This is a genomic window from Micromonospora sp. WMMD729 (genome assembly GCF_049315225.1).
In the GTDB taxonomy this organism is placed as follows: Bacteria; Actinomycetota; Actinomycetes; order Mycobacteriales; family Micromonosporaceae; genus Micromonospora.
Genome location: NZ_CP186059.1, coordinates 5,944,066 through 5,959,537 on the forward strand (window position 1 = coordinate 5,944,066; position 15,472 = coordinate 5,959,537).

20 protein-coding genes are annotated in these 15,472 nt (G+C 71.5%); 7 read left to right on the plus strand and 13 right to left on the minus strand.

Annotation, left to right across the window (positions count from 1 at the left end; all coding sequences use genetic code 11):
* Positions 1-381: 381 nt before the first annotated feature.
* The 4 genes from ACN263_RS27320 to ACN263_RS27335 all read left to right on the plus strand — a co-directional run bounded on the left by ACN263_RS27320 (position 382) and on the right by ACN263_RS27335 (position 2,349).
* Positions 382-543, plus strand: coding sequence for a hypothetical protein (locus ACN263_RS27320; protein ID WP_422737113.1), 162 nt, complete (start codon positions 382-384; stop codon positions 541-543).
* On the plus strand, positions 510-992 hold the full coding sequence (locus ACN263_RS27325; RefSeq protein WP_422737114.1) for a hypothetical protein: 483 nt from the start codon (positions 510-512) through the stop codon (positions 990-992). The genes ACN263_RS27320 and ACN263_RS27325 overlap by 34 nt, the downstream gene beginning before the upstream one ends.
* Before the next feature lie 136 nt (positions 993-1,128).
* Positions 1,129-1,659, plus strand: a complete 531-nt coding sequence (locus tag ACN263_RS27330; RefSeq protein WP_422737115.1) for a hypothetical protein — start codon at positions 1,129-1,131, stop codon at positions 1,657-1,659.
* Between the two features lie 117 nt (positions 1,660-1,776).
* Positions 1,777-2,349 (plus strand): XRE family transcriptional regulator, encoded by a 573-nt coding sequence (locus ACN263_RS27335; protein ID WP_422737116.1) that lies wholly within the window; start codon positions 1,777-1,779, stop codon positions 2,347-2,349.
* 71 nt (positions 2,350-2,420) lie between these two features.
* Here ACN263_RS27335 and ACN263_RS27340 read toward each other — a convergent pair whose 3' ends face one another.
* Together ACN263_RS27340 and ACN263_RS27345 are read right to left on the minus strand one after the other, a co-directional pair.
* Positions 2,421-2,936, minus strand: a complete 516-nt coding sequence (locus ACN263_RS27340) for an O-acetyl-ADP-ribose deacetylase (RefSeq protein ID WP_422737117.1) — start codon at positions 2,934-2,936, stop codon at positions 2,421-2,423.
* Position 2,937: 1 nt separating this feature from the next.
* A complete protein-coding gene (locus tag ACN263_RS27345; RefSeq protein WP_422737118.1) occupies positions 2,938-3,729 on the minus strand; it encodes an EI24 domain-containing protein in 792 nt (263 codons plus the stop codon).
* 68 nt (positions 3,730-3,797) lie between these two features.
* On the opposite strand from ACN263_RS27345, the gene ACN263_RS27350 reads away from it, so the two are divergent.
* A complete protein-coding gene (locus tag ACN263_RS27350; RefSeq protein ID WP_422737119.1) occupies positions 3,798-4,781 on the plus strand; it encodes a helix-turn-helix transcriptional regulator in 984 nt (327 codons plus the stop codon).
* A 45-nt stretch (positions 4,782-4,826) separates the two neighbouring features.
* On the opposite strand, the gene ACN263_RS27355 is transcribed toward ACN263_RS27350, so the two are convergent.
* The 6 genes from ACN263_RS27355 to ACN263_RS27380 all read right to left on the minus strand — a co-directional run bounded on the left by ACN263_RS27355 (position 4,827) and on the right by ACN263_RS27380 (position 9,257).
* A complete protein-coding gene (locus tag ACN263_RS27355; RefSeq protein WP_422737120.1) occupies positions 4,827-5,741 on the minus strand; it encodes an SDR family oxidoreductase in 915 nt (304 codons plus the stop codon).
* Between the two features lie 46 nt (positions 5,742-5,787).
* A complete protein-coding gene (locus tag ACN263_RS27360) occupies positions 5,788-6,525 on the minus strand; it encodes an alanyl-tRNA editing protein (protein ID WP_007465709.1) in 738 nt (245 codons plus the stop codon).
* 11 nt (positions 6,526-6,536) lie between these two features.
* On the minus strand, positions 6,537-7,424 hold the full coding sequence (locus ACN263_RS27365) for an alpha/beta fold hydrolase (RefSeq protein WP_422737121.1): 888 nt from the start codon (positions 7,422-7,424) through the stop codon (positions 6,537-6,539).
* Entirely contained in the window at positions 7,421-7,741 is a 321-nt protein-coding gene (locus tag ACN263_RS27370; protein ID WP_355050857.1) for a DUF2516 family protein, read from the minus strand. The genes ACN263_RS27365 and ACN263_RS27370 overlap by 4 nt, the downstream gene beginning before the upstream one ends.
* A 71-nt stretch (positions 7,742-7,812) precedes the next feature.
* A complete protein-coding gene (locus ACN263_RS27375) occupies positions 7,813-8,559 on the minus strand; it encodes a hypothetical protein (protein ID WP_422737122.1) in 747 nt (248 codons plus the stop codon).
* Positions 8,556-9,257: a helix-turn-helix domain-containing protein gene (locus ACN263_RS27380; RefSeq protein WP_422737123.1), complete on the minus strand. Its 702-nt coding sequence runs from the start codon at positions 9,255-9,257 to the stop codon at positions 8,556-8,558. The genes ACN263_RS27375 and ACN263_RS27380 overlap by 4 nt, the downstream gene beginning before the upstream one ends.
* Before the next feature lie 113 nt (positions 9,258-9,370).
* Between ACN263_RS27380 and ACN263_RS27385 the strand changes: the two genes are divergently transcribed.
* On the plus strand, positions 9,371-10,168 hold the full coding sequence (locus ACN263_RS27385; RefSeq protein ID WP_422737124.1) for an alpha/beta fold hydrolase: 798 nt from the start codon (positions 9,371-9,373) through the stop codon (positions 10,166-10,168).
* Positions 10,169-10,479: 311 nt separating this feature from the next.
* Here the strand turns inward: ACN263_RS27385 and ACN263_RS27390 are convergent, their stop codons facing one another.
* The 4 genes from ACN263_RS27390 to ACN263_RS27405 all read right to left on the minus strand — a co-directional run bounded on the left by ACN263_RS27390 (position 10,480) and on the right by ACN263_RS27405 (position 13,922).
* A complete protein-coding gene (locus tag ACN263_RS27390) occupies positions 10,480-11,439 on the minus strand; it encodes an asparaginase (protein WP_422737125.1) in 960 nt (319 codons plus the stop codon).
* 94 nt (positions 11,440-11,533) lie between these two features.
* Positions 11,534-12,361: a 3-keto-5-aminohexanoate cleavage protein gene (locus tag ACN263_RS27395; protein ID WP_422737126.1), complete on the minus strand. Its 828-nt coding sequence runs from the start codon at positions 12,359-12,361 to the stop codon at positions 11,534-11,536.
* A gap of 23 nt (positions 12,362-12,384) precedes the next feature.
* Positions 12,385-13,497 (minus strand): YgfZ/GcvT domain-containing protein, encoded by a 1,113-nt coding sequence (locus tag ACN263_RS27400; RefSeq protein ID WP_422737127.1) that lies wholly within the window; start codon positions 13,495-13,497, stop codon positions 12,385-12,387.
* Entirely contained in the window at positions 13,494-13,922 is a 429-nt protein-coding gene (locus ACN263_RS27405) for a Fur family transcriptional regulator (RefSeq protein ID WP_421473392.1), read from the minus strand. The genes ACN263_RS27400 and ACN263_RS27405 overlap by 4 nt, the downstream gene beginning before the upstream one ends.
* A 68-nt stretch (positions 13,923-13,990) precedes the next feature.
* On the opposite strand from ACN263_RS27405, the gene ACN263_RS27410 reads away from it, so the two are divergent.
* Positions 13,991-14,872 (plus strand): aminotransferase class IV, encoded by an 882-nt coding sequence (locus ACN263_RS27410; RefSeq protein WP_422737128.1) that lies wholly within the window; start codon positions 13,991-13,993, stop codon positions 14,870-14,872.
* Between the two features lie 4 nt (positions 14,873-14,876).
* On the opposite strand, the gene ACN263_RS27415 is transcribed toward ACN263_RS27410, so the two are convergent.
* Positions 14,877-15,467 (minus strand): FABP family protein, encoded by a 591-nt coding sequence (locus tag ACN263_RS27415; RefSeq protein WP_421473394.1) that lies wholly within the window; start codon positions 15,465-15,467, stop codon positions 14,877-14,879.
* Positions 15,468-15,472: the final 5 nt, after the last annotated feature.

Genomic DNA, 15,472 nt, shown 5'->3' on the forward strand with positions numbered 1-15,472 from the left:
CGCACCCAGGTCGAGCAGGCACCGCGAGAGACGTCGTCGAGCGGGCACCGACAGGCCGTACGCTCGCCGCAGAATGGCACGCGCGGGAGGCTGAGGGCAGACGAGAACTGCTCAGGGATGCGGTCGACGTGATGGCGCTCGGGCCCGACCGCAGAGAGCCGCAGGGATTCGACCCGTCGCGGCTCACGGTCGCGTGGGCGGAGATGCTGCACTAGGATTAGGCCCAGTGGGAAACGGTGACGCGCCGTAAGCATAGACGGGGCCTGCGGCAGGACCTGCCCGTTAATGCACTCCGATCGGGACGTCACGTGTCACGGCGTGCGACGGGCGCGGCGGTGATGTGGTGGGCACCCGTTGCGGAGCCTCGATAGCGTCGAGCGCGTGAACTGGCGTCAATTCAGCGTGGCGATCGTGCAGGCCCTTGCGTGGCCGTCGGTCGTCCTTATCGCGCTGCTCGCGTACCGGCGGCAGGTCTCGCAACTGCTCGGTGACAACCTGCGGCGGCTCTCGTGGGGCCGATCGAAGCCGAGTGGGACCGAGTAGCCGAGGAGACACGAGCAACGATCGAGGCGGCCGCATTTGCGCCCACACTGCCGGAAAGTGACCGTGAACTGTCACGCGCCGAGCGACTGCTCGCCGCGGGGCATGCAAACGCTTCCACAAATCCAACGGCGGCAATTGTGTACGCTTTCCAGGCAGCCCGCGTCGCACTCAAAGACTATCTACCAATCGAAGACGAAGACCTTAAGGAGAGCACGCTCGGTCGGCTGATAGAGCTCTCGACAGAGCGAAATCTGATCGATCCTGCCGCAGCAGTTGTCTTCTCGCGCCTTGAAATGCTCGGTGACTTGGCTCATCATTCCGGACGCCAGGTGCGGACAGCCGAGCAAGCCGAAGAGTACGTGAAGATGGTCAAGGAGTTCATGACGCTCCTCGACCATTCGCCGGCAACTGTGGGGCGCACAGCCGCCTGGTCAGCCGGGAGTGAGTGAAAACCAGACTTCAGGCGTGTCGGCTGGCCTTCGCTCGCCGCGCCCGTACGGCCTGGGAGGGCGGGACACCCTGGGCGTGTAGCGGTATCCTTCGCGATCGATTACCACTCCACATTCCGCCGCTGGAGGCGCACCCGTGACGATCGAAGCGTGGATAGGGCTTGGCAGCCTGGTGGTGGCTATCGTCGGTGTCGCGGCGGCGGTCCGGTTCCGACCTCAGCCGTCCCTCGCCGCCATGCATCCCGGCCTGCACGAGGAGGAGCGCCGCGAGGCGCTTTCGGCACTCCATGACATCGAAAACGTAATCAATGATATTCGCTGGGGCACGCCCCTTGCACACGGCATGCCTGCCTTCACCGTACTATCGGAAGCTGTTGAACGACTAGGCAAGGTTGCGAAGATTGCACCACATCTAGGCGAAATTTTCGAGGACGCTTTGGAGGAAGCGCGCCATCTTCGGTCCGTCACCGGCAGCGTTCCGGATGACAAGGAGATCATGTATGCCCTGCGCGAGTGGAAGCGGACCGACGATCCGATCAGCCTATACGCGCCTGGCCCTCTCTTGCGCAATATCGCCGGCAAGGCGATCCGGCAGTTCAATACCGCCAAAGATTGCCACGAGGCGGTGATAGGGGCCAGAGAGGCGCTGACAAGCTCGAAGAGCTGAGCCAGTCGCCTGACGATGGCGAAGGCGGACGATTGGGCCGGCGGCGTCGCTTACGCCCGAGGCCTGGGAGGCCCTGCCGGCCGAGCGGCTGCTGGGGTGTTGGGCAAGGATGTAGAGGTGTTATGGCCAGAGGTCGCCCGCCGCGCGATCAAAATCGGTTCAGACCGCGAACTCGTCGGCATGTACGCGCGCCGTTCCGACCTGCCGCGTTCGCTGTTTCGCGAGTTGATCGACAAGGCGGACAGACGGTTGTGGTTCGGCGGGTACACGAGCTACTTCGTGTGGCTTGAGGTGCCCAACGCCCCTGCCACGCTCGGTGCGAAGGCGCAGAACGGCGGCGACGTACGTTTTCTGCTCGGTGACCCCGGCAGTGAGATCACCATGGCACGAGAAGGCATCGAGGCGACTCCACTCACGCTGGCGACTCGCATAGCCATGACTCGGGCGGAAATCGCGAAGTCTCCGGAACCCCTTGCCGTCCGACTGTCAGACCGGCACGTTGCCATGTCCGTCTGGGTCTTCGACGACGAGGCGATCGTGGCCACCCACATCGGTTCAGGACTAGGGCAGGATTCGGTGACCATGCATCTCCGACGCCGCGAGGCGGGTGGCCCGTTCGATCGCTACGTGGAGCACTTCGAGTCCCTGTGGAATGACGCGGTCCCGACTGGTCCGACGATGATCACTTGATGCTGACCAGTTCCCAGGAGCGATTTCCAACTGGTGAGCATCAAGTGATCAAGCCGCGAGCCGCACGGGACCTACGCCGCGTCGAAGACCTCTCGGGCCGTGGCGTGGGTGTCCGCGCCGAAAAGCACCAGGCGTACCTCGCTGACCGTGGCGGGCGTGGCCGCGCGGAGCACCGACAGCGCCTGGCGGACCGCGTCGTCGACCGGCCAGCCGTAGATGCCGGCGGAGATCAGCGGAAACGCCACCGTGGACGCGCCCAGCTCGTCGGCGACCCGCAGGCTGTTGGCGTAGCAGTCGCGCAGGAGCCCCGACCGGTCCTCGCCGGCCGAGAAGACCGGGCCGACCGTGTGCACGACCCAGCGGGCCGGCAGGTTCCCCGCAGTGGTCGCCACCGCCTGCCCGGTGGGCAGCCCTCTGCCGTACTTCGACGCGCGCAGCGCCCGGCACTCGGCCAGGATGGCCGGCCCACCGCGTCGGTGAATCGCGCCGTCCACGCCACCGCCGCCGAGCAGGGACGAGTTCGCGGCGTTCACGATGGCGTCGACCCGCTGTTCGGTGATGTCGCCCTCGATCAGGGTGATCTCCACGTCAGCTCTCCTCGATCGACTGGCCCAACGAGCGGCGGGCCAGCAGGGTGGCGCCGGCGACGGCGGCCGGCATCACCAGCACCGCGCCGAGTGGGATGAGGAAGCACAGGAAGACCGCCACGCCGAAGCCGAGCGCCATGGGCCGGTCCGCCTTGAGGATCGTCCGGCGCTGCGGCAGCCGCATCCCGCGCCGGTAGAAGGGTGCGCCGACCAGCTCGACGGCGAGGAACCAGCCACCCACGGCCGCCCCGATCACCGGGACCACCGTCTGGCCGACCACCGGGATGAAGCCGGCGAGGAACAGTGGGATGCCGACCAGCGCGGTGAGGGCCACCAGGCGTACCGAGTCGGCGGTGCTGCGGCGCAGCGACGACCAGAACGGCACCTCCACGGCGTTCGGGGTGCCGCCGAGCCGTTCCTCCACCTTCTCGGAGATCTTCTCGTAGAACGGGTCGCCGATGACCAGGGTGACCGCGGTGAAGCTGATCACCGCGAGCAGTCCGCCGATCCCCAGGAAGGCGAGCCCGGCGATCACCCGGACCAGGCTGCGGCCGGTGGTCGACCAGCCATCGGCGAACGGGGTGACCAGGGCCGCGAGGTCGTCCACGAAGTACACGAGGGTGGCGAACGCGGCCACGAAGAGCGCGCCGGAGATCAGCGCCGGCACGATGCCGAGCAGCATCAGCTTCGGGCTGCGCACGTAGAGGCCCAACCCGCGTAGGAGCAGCCGCACTCCGAGGAGGAAGCGTCCGACGGCCCCGGTCACCGGGCTGGCGATTCTGCTGGCGTCCACGATCGAGCAGCCTAACCATCGGTGATCGATTCCGCCGGACGGCGAGCGGCACCAGGCAGGATGGTCGGGTGCGCGCCTCCCGACTGATCTCGTTGCTGCTGCTGTTGCAGGCGCGCGGTTCGATGACGGCCGGCGAGCTGGCACGGGAGCTGGAGGTCTCCGAGCGGACCGTCTACCGGGACGTGCTGGCGCTCTCCGCCGCCGGGGTGCCGGTGTACGCGGACCGGGGCCGGGCCGGCGGGTACCGGCTGCTCGGCGGCTACCGGACCCGGTTGACCGGTCTCACCCGCGACGAGGCCGAGGCGCTCTTCCTCGCCGGCCTGCCCGGCCCGGCCGGCGACATGGGCCTGGCCGACGCGGTCGCCAGCGCCGAGCTGAAGGTGCTCGCCGCCCTGCCGCCGGCCCTGCGCGACGCGCCCGTCCGCACCGGTCAGCGGTTCCACCTGGACGTGCCGGGTTGGTTCCAGGAGACGCCGCCACCGACCTGGCTGGCCGAGCTGGCGCGGGCGGTCTGGGACGACCGGGTGGTACAGCTGCGCTACCGGCGCGGCGACAACGAGGTGACCCGGCGGGTGCAGCCGTACGGGCTCGTACTCAAGAACGCGACCTGGTACCTGATCGGTCGGGTCGGCGACAACATGCGCACCTACCGGGTGGACCGGGTGACCGACGTCGAGGTGGGCGACGAACAGTTCGCCCGCGACGCGGGCTTCGACCTCGCCGGGTACTGGCGCGAGCAGGCCGGGTCGTTCCTGCGGACCATACTGCGGGCCGAGGTCACCGTCCGGCTGAGCCCCGCCGGCCTGCGCCGGCTCCGACACGTGGTCGACGCCCCCGAGGTGTACGACGAGGTCGTCACCACCCTCGGCGAACCGGACGGGCAGGGCTGGGTGGTGGCGCGGCTGCCCGTGGAGACGGTCGACGTCGCGTACGCCCAGTTGCTGGCGCTGGGCCCGGAGGTGGAGGCGCTCGACCCGCCGGAGCTGCGCGGACGCCTGGCGGACGCCGCACGCCGGGCCGCCGCACGGTACGACGACCCGGTCGTGCCGTGACGCCGGTCAGCGGCCCGTCACGTCAGCGGGCCGAGCGGTGACCGGTCAGCGGTAGCCGGTGACGTCGGCCGGCTTGCCGGCGTCGACGACCTCGCTGATGTAGCGGAACGCCTCCGGCTGGCTGCCGTCGACGTCGGTGAAGCCGTACACCTTGGACAGCGTGCCCGCGTCGACGGACTGGCCGCTCCAGCGGGCCTTTTCCTCGTCGGCGGCGAGCGCGGCCACCGCGCGGCCCACGAAGGCGGGTGTCTCGGAGATCAGGAAGTGCGGGTCGGTGGCGGCCCCGTCGCGCCAGGTCTCCTCGGTCACGCCGAAGTGCTCCAGCATCGCCTCCGAGCGGATCCAGCCGGGGGTGAGCGCGACGGCCGTGCAGCCGTGCGGCTTCAGCTCGTGCGCCTGGCTGAAGGCGAGCCGGTTGACCGAGACCTTGGCCAGGTCGTAGAAGACGGAGAGGCGGTAGTTCTGGTCGTTGTACGCCTTGGTGCCGTCGCCGATCTCGACCACCAGGCCACCGGGCTTGCGGATCAGCAGCGGGAGGGCGAAGTGGCTGGTGATGATGTGCGTGTCGACGGCCAGCCGCAGGGTGCGAAAGCCCTTGTCGAGCGGCTGCTCCCAGACCGGCTTGTCCCAGGTGACCAGCGGGTCGCCGCCCCAGATGTCGTTGACCAGCACGTCCAGGCCGCCCTGTTCGCCATCGATCCGGGCGACCAGGTCGCGTACCTGCTCCGGCACCAGGTGGTCGACCTGTACGGCGATGCCGGCGCCGCCGGCCGCGGTGACCAGGTCGGCGGTCTCCTCGATGGTCTCCGGCCGGTCCATCTCCGAGCGGCCGGCACGGCTACTGCGGCCGGTGGCGTACACGGTGGCACCGGCGGCACCCAACTGGACCGCGATCTGCCGCCCGGCACCCCGCGTGGCACCGGCGACGAGCGCGATCTTTCCTGCGAGCGGTTGTGTCATGCCTGCGAGGCTGCCAGCGATACCTGACAGCCGACGTCCGAATTCGTCAATCCACCAGTCGGACCCGGACCCGCCGGTTGGCCCGCCCCTTGCTCTCCACCTTGACCACCTGCACCTTGCCGATCTGGGCGGTGGACGCGACGTGGGTGCCGCCGTCCGCCTGGACGTCCAGACCGACGATGTCGACGATCCGCACCTCCTGCTCGTCCGGCGGGATCAGGTTCGACTGGGTGCGGATGATGTCCGGCAGGGCCAACGCCTCGGTACGCGGCAGCACCCGGGTGGCGACCGAGCGGTCGGCGGCCACCTCGGCGTTGACCAGCTCCTCGATGCGGCTCTTGAAGTCCGGCGGCACCTCGGGCAGGTTGAAGTCCATCCGGGCCTCGCCCGGTTCCATGTTGCCGCCGGTGACCAGCGCGCCGAAGTCCCGGAACACCACGCCGCAGAGCACGTGCAACCCCGAATGGGTACGCATCAGACGGGTGCGGCGCTCGTCCTCCACCGCACCGACGACCTCGGTGCCGACCGGCGGCAACGGGTCACCTTCGGCGGGGATCAGGTACGGGTCGTCGCCCTTGCGCGTACCGACGATCCGGGTCTGCACGCCCTGCCACAGCAGTACGCCGTGGTCCGGTGGCTGGCCGCCGCCGCCCGGGTAGAACGCCGAGCGGTCGAGCACGATGCCCTGCTCCGGGTCGGCGTGCAGGACCGTGCAGGTCCACTCGCGCAGGGTCGGGTCGGCGAGATCCAGCCGGTGCGTCCGGCCATGCTGTGTGACGCCCATGACAGGGCACGTTACTCGTTGAGGAAGCCGGAGATGCGCCCCCGCAGGTCGGCGCGTTCCGTCCAGAGGAAGCCGGGGCGGCCGTACACGTGCAGGGTGGCCCGGGGCAGGGCGGCCGCGAGTTGCTCGGCAACCTCGACCGGGTGCAGCTCGTCGCCCACGCACCCGATCACCAGAGCCGGCGCGGTGACCGCCGCCAGCACCCCGGCGTCGTCCAGCGGCACCTGACCCGCCAGAGTGCCCAGGCCCTCGTCCAGGCCGTCGCGGAGCAACTGGTCGAGCCGCTGCCGCAGGTACGCCCAGCCGGCCGGCGTGTTGCGAACCGCCGCCGGCAGCTCCAGTGAGACGACGTCCGCGACGGCCCCCGCGTCCCCGCTGGCCACGGCATCCACCAGGGCGCCGATGCGCTCCCAGGCGACCGGACCACGCGGCTGGTCGAGCGCCGCCGGCAGGAAGAACACCAGTTTCTCGAAGCGCTCCGGGCTCTCGGCGAGCAGCCGGCAGAGCGCCCCCGCGCCGAGGCTCGCCCCGAACGCCCGGTTGGCGCCGCCCAGGTCGGCGATCGCCCGCAGATCACGGGCGAGGTCGAGGTAGGTCCACGAGCCGGGCGGAGCGTCCGAGCGGCCGTGCCCCCGGAACTGGAAGAACAGTCGGCGACCGGCCACCCCGCTACCGAACGGTCGCGTGGTGGCGATCCCGTTGCCCAGCCCGTGCGCGAAGACGGTGACCGGCTCACCGACGCCGGTGACCAGGCGTTCCAACCGCACGCCGTGCGGCGTGTCGACCAACTCGGTTTCCGGATCGGGGATCGCGGGTCGGCCGGTACGCGGTCCGCCCGGGCCGGGACCGAAGGTGCGGGGACCGCTGTCCGGTGGCGGAGGCCAGCGGAAACCTCTCACCAGAACCCTTTGCCGTTGCCGTCACTGAGGTCGCGCAGGCCGACCCGGACGTCGAGCAGGTAGATGAGCGCGGCGGCGATGCCGATCAGTCCGAAGAGGCTGATCGGACCCCGGCTGAGCAGGATCAGGACGAGACAGACCGCGAGGATCGCGATCCAACCGCCCTTGGGCAGCGTGCCGATGGCGGCGAAAGCGTCGGAGCGCTGCGTGATGGCATGCACCAGCGCGACACCCTGGATGATCAACGCGAAGACGAGCAGAATCAGCTCGATCACGTAACGGACTTCGAACGCGAAGATCGGCGCGGCGGTGGCCATGCCGGCAAGTTTATGTCGGCGACCCCGACTACGTCCGTCAAGGACGCCGTCGGGATCGCCGACCGGACGAACTACTCGGCCGCCGGGCGGGTCCGCTTGGTGGCCCGGGGCAGCTTGGCCGACGGGGTTTCGGCCGGCTTCGCGGCCTTCGCCCGGGTGGCCTTCTTGACGGCGGCCGGCTTGGCCTCCGCGATCTCGGCGACCTCGGCCGGGCTCGGCACCTCCGCCGGGGCCGCCGTCGCAGCCGGGGCGGGCGCGGCGGCCGGAGCCGCGGTCGGGGCGGGCGCGGCGACCGGGGCCGCGGTCGGGGCGGGCGTGGCGGCCGGAGCCGTCGCCTCGGTGGCCTCGATGTCCGCGTTGACCGTCTCGGCGGCCTCCAGCACGCCGGCGCCGACGACCCGCTCGCCACGGGCGACCAGCGCGCCGTACGCGGCGAACGCCCGCTCCTGGGCGGCCTGGGCGGCGGTGACGACCACGGCTGCGTTGCGGGTGGCGGCGGCGCGCAGCTTCTCGATGTCGGCGACCTCGCGCAGCTTGGCCAGGTCGGCCGACTCGCGCAGCTTGGCCAGGTCCAGTTCGGCCTGCGCCCGGTCGCGCAGGGTGCCGGCGGTCTCGTTGGCCGTACGCAGCGTCTCGGTGGCCTTCTGGCGCAGTTCGAAGCCGGTCAGCACCGCCCGGCCGCCCAGGTCGGCGACGACCCGGGTGCCGTGCACGCCGACGACCGCGGGCAGCTTGCGGAGCTGCTCGATGGCCAACTCGGCCGCACCGGCGGCGGCGTAGATGGGAGCGGGGATGCGGTTGGTCTTCGGCTCGGTCATGACGTCTCCTCCTCGGCCGTCTCGGCGGCCTTCTTCTCGGGGGTGCTGCTCGGGGCGTTCTTGTCGGGGGTGCCGCTCGGGCTGTTCTTCTCGGAGGTGCCGCTCTTCTCGGAGGTGCCGGTCGGGGCGGGTGCGGGGCCCGCCTCGGTCACGGCGACCGACTCGAGCACGGCCTCGGTCGGGGTGCCGCCCTCGGTGGTGGGGCCGGTCGCGGCCAGGTTGGCCACGTCGGCGGGCGCGTCGTTGACATCGGTCGGGGTGGCCGCCCCGGCTGCGGCCTGGGCCTCTGCCGCCGCGGCTGCGGCCTGCGCCTCTGTCGGGGTGGTCGCCCCGGCTGCGGCCTGCGCCTCGGAGAGCCGGGCGTTCTCCCGGCGGAAGGTCTCGTAGATCTGGCTGAGCGACTGCTTCTGGGCCATCGTCAGGTCGGGGTCCACCGCAATGGCGGCGAGCACGCCGTGGCCCTCCTTGTCGTCGAGCAGCCCGGCTCGCAGGTACATGGCCGGGGTCGACACCCGCAGCGCGCTGGCCAGTTGCTGAAGCACCTCGGCGCTGGGCTTGCGCAGACCGCGCTCGATCTGGCTCAGGTACGGGTTGCTGACCCCCGCCTGTTCGGCCAGCTGGCGCAGCGAGATCTTGGCGTTACGGCGCAGATCGCGGATGAACCCGCCGACGTCGGGGAGGTCCTTTGGTGTCGCCATGCCGCCGACGCTAATCCCCTCCGCTAACTCCTGCAAGCAAAATGCTTGCCAGAGTTAGCAAGGTCTCAACGTCCCATTTGCGCGCCACCCCGCCCGGTCCGTACGGTCCGTTGGTGCACAAGATCACAGTCAATGGAGCAGCCCTCGCCTACGACGAGGCCGGCAGCGGTACGCCCGTCGTCCTGCTGCACGCCGGCATCGCGGACCGACGGATGTGGCGGGACGTCCTGCCCGCTCTCGCCGTCCGGCACCGGGTGATCGCCCCGGACCTGCGCGGGTACGGCGATTCGGAGCTGCCACCGATGCCGTTCACGCACCACGACGACGTGGTCGGCCTGCTGGACGCCCTGGACCTGCCGCAGGCCGCCCTGGTCGGCTGCTCCTTCGGCGGGTCGGTCGCCGTCGACACCGCGCTGGCCCATCCGGACCGGGTGAGCGCGCTCGCCCTGTTCGACACGGCGGTCTCCGGCAACGAGTGGTCCGAGGAGGCCAACGACCTCTGGGACGACCTGGTCGGCGAGGTCGACCCGGACGACTTCGTCGCGGGCGCGGCCGGCGAGGTGCGGTTCTGGGTGGTCGGCCCGGCCCGTCAGCCGGCCGACGTCGACCCCGACCTGCTGGCGCTGGCGCAGGAGATGGACCAGCGCGCCCTGGCGGCGGAACTGGCCCTCGGCGCGGTCGAGGTGGGCGAACTGACGCCACCGGCGATCGGACGTCTCGGCGAACTGAAAATCCCCGTCCTGGTCACCGCCGGCGCGGCCGACGTGCCGGACATCCGCCGGCTCGCCGATCGGATCGCCGCCGAGGTCCCCGGTGCGGTACGCCTGCCGGACGTCCCCGACGCCGCACACCTGCTGCCACTGGAGCGCCCGGCGCCGGTCAACGCCGCGCTCCTGGACTTCCTGACCTGAGCAACCCCCACCCCGACGCCCCGACACTCGCCATCCGGCGACGCTCGGCGACCGGCGCTGGCGCTCGGTTGAGCGTGATGCCTCAGAGGCATATATATGACTCTGAGGCATCACGGTCACTGACAAGCGGGCGACCCGACGAGCGCCCCGGCCCGCACACCGCCGAGGCCGCCGTGACCACCACACACTGACCCGTTGATCATGAAGTTATTGCCATCCGCATCGGGGTGTCGTGGCAATAACTTCATGATCAACGGCGGGGACGGCGGGGACGGCGGGGGCGGGCTTGTGGGAGTGGGGGGCGGCCTTGGTTACCAGAGGGGGCGGACGGCGCCGACCGGGACGCCGCCGCCGAAGAGCGGCACCTCGGCGTACTCGGTCAGCACCGGTGCCTGCACCCCGAGCCGCCGCAGCGCGGAGACCAGCACCGGCATCCGCGCCCGGTCTGCGCCATCGTCGATCTTCAGGGCCACCGCGCCGACGCCCGGCAGCCCGACCGCGAACACGCCCTCGGCGCCGATCTTGGCCAGCAGGCCCGGAACACCGCGCATCAGCCGGGTGTCGTCGGCCTGGGTGCCACCCACGATCTCCGGGTACGCGCGCATGGCATCGGCCACCCGGCGCGGCGCCGAACCGGGCTCGGCATCGACAAGCCGCAGGTACGCGCCGGCCAGGCCGGTCAGCGACACCGCGAGCACCGGCGCGCCGCAGCCGTCCACGCCCACCGCCGCCACCGGCTCACCGGTGAACTCCTCGACGGTCGCCCGCAACCGCTGCTGCAACGGGTGCTCCGGCCGCCAGTAGCCGTCCCGGGGCCAACCGGCGGCCTCGCAGGTCAGCAGCATTCCGCTGTGCTTGCCGGAACAGTTCATCTGCACCCGGGTCGGCCCGCCCCCGGCGCGCAGCACGGCCTCCCGGGCCGCCACGCCCGCCGGTAGGTCGGGCGGGCAGTGCAGCGCGGCGGCATCCAGTCCGGCCCGGTCGAGCAGCGCGCCGACCCGGGCCAGGTGGAAGTCCTCCCCCGCGTGGCTGGCCGAGACCAGCGCCAGGTCGGCCGGGTCGGTGAGCGGCAGGCCGGCGCGGAGCATCCCGACCGTCTGCATCGGCTTGCTGGCCGAACGCGGGAAGACCGGTGCGGTCACGTCCCCGGCGGCGGCCAACGGCGCCCCGGTCGCGTCCAGCACCACCACCGAGCCGCGGTGCCCACCCTCCACGAACCCGGACCGGACCACCTCGGCGAGCGGCACGCCGCCCTCGTACGTCTTTCCCACGTGCTGGACGGTACCCAGCGGATCGGGTCGCCCGTCGGCGGGGTGACCAGGTCGTCCACCGGCCGAGTGACAGGGGCGCGGGATGCCCTCGGCCTTACAACCCGAGCAGCGCGCGGGCCTCGATGGTGGTCAACGGCGGCCGCTGGGCGAGTTGGGCGAAGCCGACCGCGCGGGCGACCAACTGCATGTTGGACTCGACCGGGCGACCCTTGGCGTACGTCACCGTGTCCTCCATGCCGACCCGCAGGTGTCCGCCGGTCGACAGCGAGGCCAGCAGTACCGGGATGGTGCTGCGGCCGATGCCGGTGGCCGAGAACGTGGTGCCCTCGGGCAGGTCCCGCAGCATCCGGTGCGCGGCCACCAGCGTCTCGGTGGTGCCCGGCATCCCGCCCGGCACACCCATCACGAAGTCGACGTGCACGTGCCCGCCCGCCGGCAGCCCGTACTTGCCGAGCAACCGCTGCAACGCGGACAGGTGGCCGAGGTCGAAGATCTCGTACTCCGGCACGATCCCCCGCTCCTGCATGCGGGTGTGCAGGTCGACGATGAACTCCCAGCGGTTGAGGAAGACGTCGTCGCCGAAGTTGACCGTCCCCATGGTGCAGGAGGCCATGTCGGGACGCGCGTCGAGCACGGCGAGCCGGGCAGCCTCCGGATCGGTCACCGCGCCGCCCGAGGAGAGCTGCACGATCAGGTCGGTGCTCTCCCGCAGCGCCGCCACCGTCTCGGCCAGGCGGGCCGGGTCGAGAGTCGGCCGGGCCTCGTCGTCACGGATGTGGACGTGGATCACGGCGGCGCCGAGCGCCTCGCACTCCTTGGCGGTGAGCAGCAACTCGTCCAGGGTCACCGGCAGCGCCGGAACCTCCGTCTTGGCCGACTCCGCCCCAGTCGGGGCCACCGTGATCAACGTCCCTGTCGTCATGCCGGCGATCCTAGACGTGCCGGTCAGGACGGGTCGATCGCCGCCGCGGTCTCGCCGATCATCAGGGCGGCGTCGTCCGGGACGTTCCGCTTCAGCACGGCGAGGGCGACCTGACCCAGTTCGTGGTGCAGCACGGCGCTGCCCACGAAACCCACCGCCCGGCCGTCGAGAGTCACCGGCGTACCGGCGGCCGGCGGCTGGTCGGTGGTCACCCCGTCGAGGTGCAGCAGCACCAGGCGGCGCGGCGGCCGGCCCAGGTTGTGCACCCGGGCGACCGTCTCCTGCCCCCGGTAGCAGCCCTTGTCCAGGTGCACGGCCGGGCCGATCAGGTCCACCTCGGCCGGGATGGTCCGGTGGTCGGTGTCCACCCCCACCCGGGGCTGCCGGGCGGCCACCCGGATCGCCTCGTACGCCCAGAGGCCGGCGACCGGCACGCCCGCGCCGCGCAACTCGGCGACCACCTGCTCCATCGCCGAGCGGGGCACCAGCAGGTCGACCCCGAGGAGGCCACGTCGCGCCCAGCCGCCGATCGGCAGCGGGCGGACGTCGTACCGGATGCCGGCCCGGGGTGGCACGGCCCCGGCGGCGAACTTCGGACCCGGCACCGGGAGCAGGTCCGGTGCGGCCAGCCCGGTCACGCCGAGCGTGCCGACGGCCTCCGCCGCCGCCGGACCGACAAGCGACAGCAGCGCCCGTTCGGCGGTGGCGTCGCGGGGGTCGACCTTGCTGAAGAACCGCATCTTCTCCAGGTATCCCAGCAGGCCGTCGGTCGCTCCCGGCTCGGTGTCCAGCCAGGTGGTCTCGCCGTCCTCGGCGACCAGGGCGTGCTGCTCGACGTGCCCGTGCGGGGAGAGCACCAGCAGCTCGGTGCCCTCACCGGCGGCCAGCGTCGACAGGTGCTGCGAGGTGATCGTGTGCAGCCAACCGGCACGCTCCTCGCCGGGCACCGCGACGATCCCCCGGTGGGAGCGGTCGACCAGGCCGACCTCGGTGTCCAGCACGCGCTGCTCGCGCAGCGGATCGCCGTAGTGCGCGGCCACCCCCCGCACACCTGCGGCGACGTGCGCCGGGTCCGGCTGGTCGCGGCTGGCCTCGTCGATGCTCTCGACGGCCACCGCGCCCGCGATGTCGATCATGTGTGGTCCCCGTTCTCGCAACGGCCGCAGACGCCGAAGAGTGACACGTGCCCGATGTCCACCCGGAAACCGCGCTGCGCGACCAACTGGTCGGCGAGCGGACGGAGCAACTCCGGATCGATCTCGTCGATCGCGCCACACTCCCGGCAGACCAGGTGGACGTGTTGGTGCTCACCCGCCGCGTGATAGGTCGGCGAACCGTGCGACAGGTGGGTGTGCGTCACCAGGCCGAGCCGTTCCAGCAGCTCCAGCGTGCGGTAGATGGTGGTGATGTTGACCCCGGCGGCGACCTCCCGCACGGCGGCGTGCACCCGCTCCGGGGTGGCGTGGCCCAGATCGAGCACCGCCTGGAGCACGAGCTGCCGTTGGGCCGTCAACCGCAGTCCACGGGCCCGGAGCATTTCCGCGAGGGAGGATTCGGACACCGTCCGATCATAGTTCGGCGATCGCGCCGGTCCCCCGCGCGCGGCGTCCGCCGCTACGCTCGACGGTCATGGTGACGTCGTCCGCCGGCAATGTCCCGGCCACCCCGAGCACCCGGATCGCCGTGCTCGGACGAGGCCCGATTCCGGCGGACGAACCCGTGCTGCGCGGCGACGACCTGGGCGTCCTGCGCGGTGACGGGCTCTTCGAGTCGATGCACCTGCGCCAGGGGCGACCCTGGCTACGCGACGAGCACCTGACCCGGCTGGTCACGGCGGCGGCAGCCGTCGAGCTGGACCTGCCGCCCACCGACGCGCTGACCGACCTGCTCGACTCGGTGCTCGCGGGCTGGCCCGCGGAGGTGGAGGGCGCGCTGCGGCTGGTGTGCACCCGGGGCTCGGAGGCCGGCGGTCCGCCGACCGTCTACGCCACGTTGACCGCGGTACCGGCGTCGTCGCTGGCGGCGCGACGGAACGGGATAACCGTGGCCGTCCTGCCGCTGGGGGTGCCCGCCGACGCCCGTACCGGGCTGGACTGGCTGCCGGCGGGGATCAAGTCCACCTCGTACGCGGTCAACAGCGCCGCCCGTCGGTGGGCGCGACGGGCCGGGGTGGACGACGTGCTCTGGGTCTCGTCCGACGGGTACGCCCTGGAGGGGCCGACCGCCAACGTGGTGTGGCTCACCGGCGACACGATCTGCACGGTGCCCGCCGCCACCACCGGCATCCTGCCCGGCACGACCATCGCCTGGCTGCTCGCCCACGCGCACGAACTGGGCCTGGAGGGCGCCGAACGGATGGTGACGCCGGCCGAGCTGCACGCCGCCGACGGTGTCTGGTTCAGCTCCTCGGTACGCGGACTCGCCGAGGTCCGGATGCTGGACGGGGTACGCCGGGACCCCTGCCCGCGTACCCCGGCCCTGCACGAGCTGCTGGGTTTCCCCGTCGACTGAGCCGTCAGCCGCCGACCCGGACGAGCCGCGCCGACAGGTGCGGGCTGAGCGGGTGACCCATCGCGGCCATCTCCTGGGCGTAGAGCAGCGCGCCCTCCACGATGCCGAAGAGGCGGTGCCCCCCGGTGACCTCCTTGGCGGTCGCCGTCCGCACCACCGCGTCGGTGGCGAACTCGACCTGGGTGCCGGTGCGCTTGCCGAGGTGCAGCTCCATCACCCCGGTGGGAGTCGTGAGCAGGGCCTCCAGCTCGTCGGTGGCCCGGCCGTCCACCAGCACCGGTCGCCACCAGCCGACCTCGCGACCGGCCGGACGAACGGGCCGGCTCTGCTCGTCGAGGATCCAGGCCCGCGACTCGTAGTGCAGGAACGGCCGGCCGTCGTGGCTGATCTTGATTTCCTGCGCGTAGTCGAAGTCCTCGATGGTGGGGAAGCCGCCCTTGCCCCGACCACGCCACAGACCGATGTACGGCAGCAGGCCGTCCAGCGCGGGGTGCAGCTTCGGGCCGACACGCAGGTCGTAGCTCTCCTCGTACGGGTACTCCTCGACCGGCGGCGCGTTCAGCCACGGCGGTTGCAGCGGATTCTCGTCGCTCACTGTGC

What these genes read in the sequence shown, in the direction of transcription:
- ACN263_RS27370 (WP_355050857.1), bottom strand. Translation starts at nt 7,741, where the DNA reads ATGGCCACCGCCGCGCCGATCTTCGCGTTCGAAGTCCGTTACGTGATC.
- ACN263_RS27360 (WP_007465709.1), bottom strand. Translation starts at nt 6,525, where the DNA reads ATGGGCGTCACACAGCATGGCCGGACGCACCGGCTGGATCTCGCCGAC.
- ACN263_RS27375 (WP_422737122.1), bottom strand. Translation starts at nt 8,559, where the DNA reads ATGACCGAGCCGAAGACCAACCGCATCCCCGCTCCCATCTACGCCGCC.
- ACN263_RS27395 (WP_422737126.1), bottom strand. Translation starts at nt 12,361, where the DNA reads ATGACGACAGGGACGTTGATCACGGTGGCCCCGACTGGGGCGGAGTCG.
- ACN263_RS27400 (WP_422737127.1), bottom strand. Translation starts at nt 13,497, where the DNA reads ATGATCGACATCGCGGGCGCGGTGGCCGTCGAGAGCATCGACGAGGCC.
- ACN263_RS27410 (WP_422737128.1), top strand. Translation starts at nt 13,991, where the DNA reads ATGGTGACGTCGTCCGCCGGCAATGTCCCGGCCACCCCGAGCACCCGG.
- ACN263_RS27355 (WP_422737120.1), bottom strand. Translation starts at nt 5,741, where the DNA reads ATGACACAACCGCTCGCAGGAAAGATCGCGCTCGTCGCCGGTGCCACG.
- ACN263_RS27380 (WP_422737123.1), bottom strand. Translation starts at nt 9,257, where the DNA reads ATGGCGACACCAAAGGACCTCCCCGACGTCGGCGGGTTCATCCGCGAT.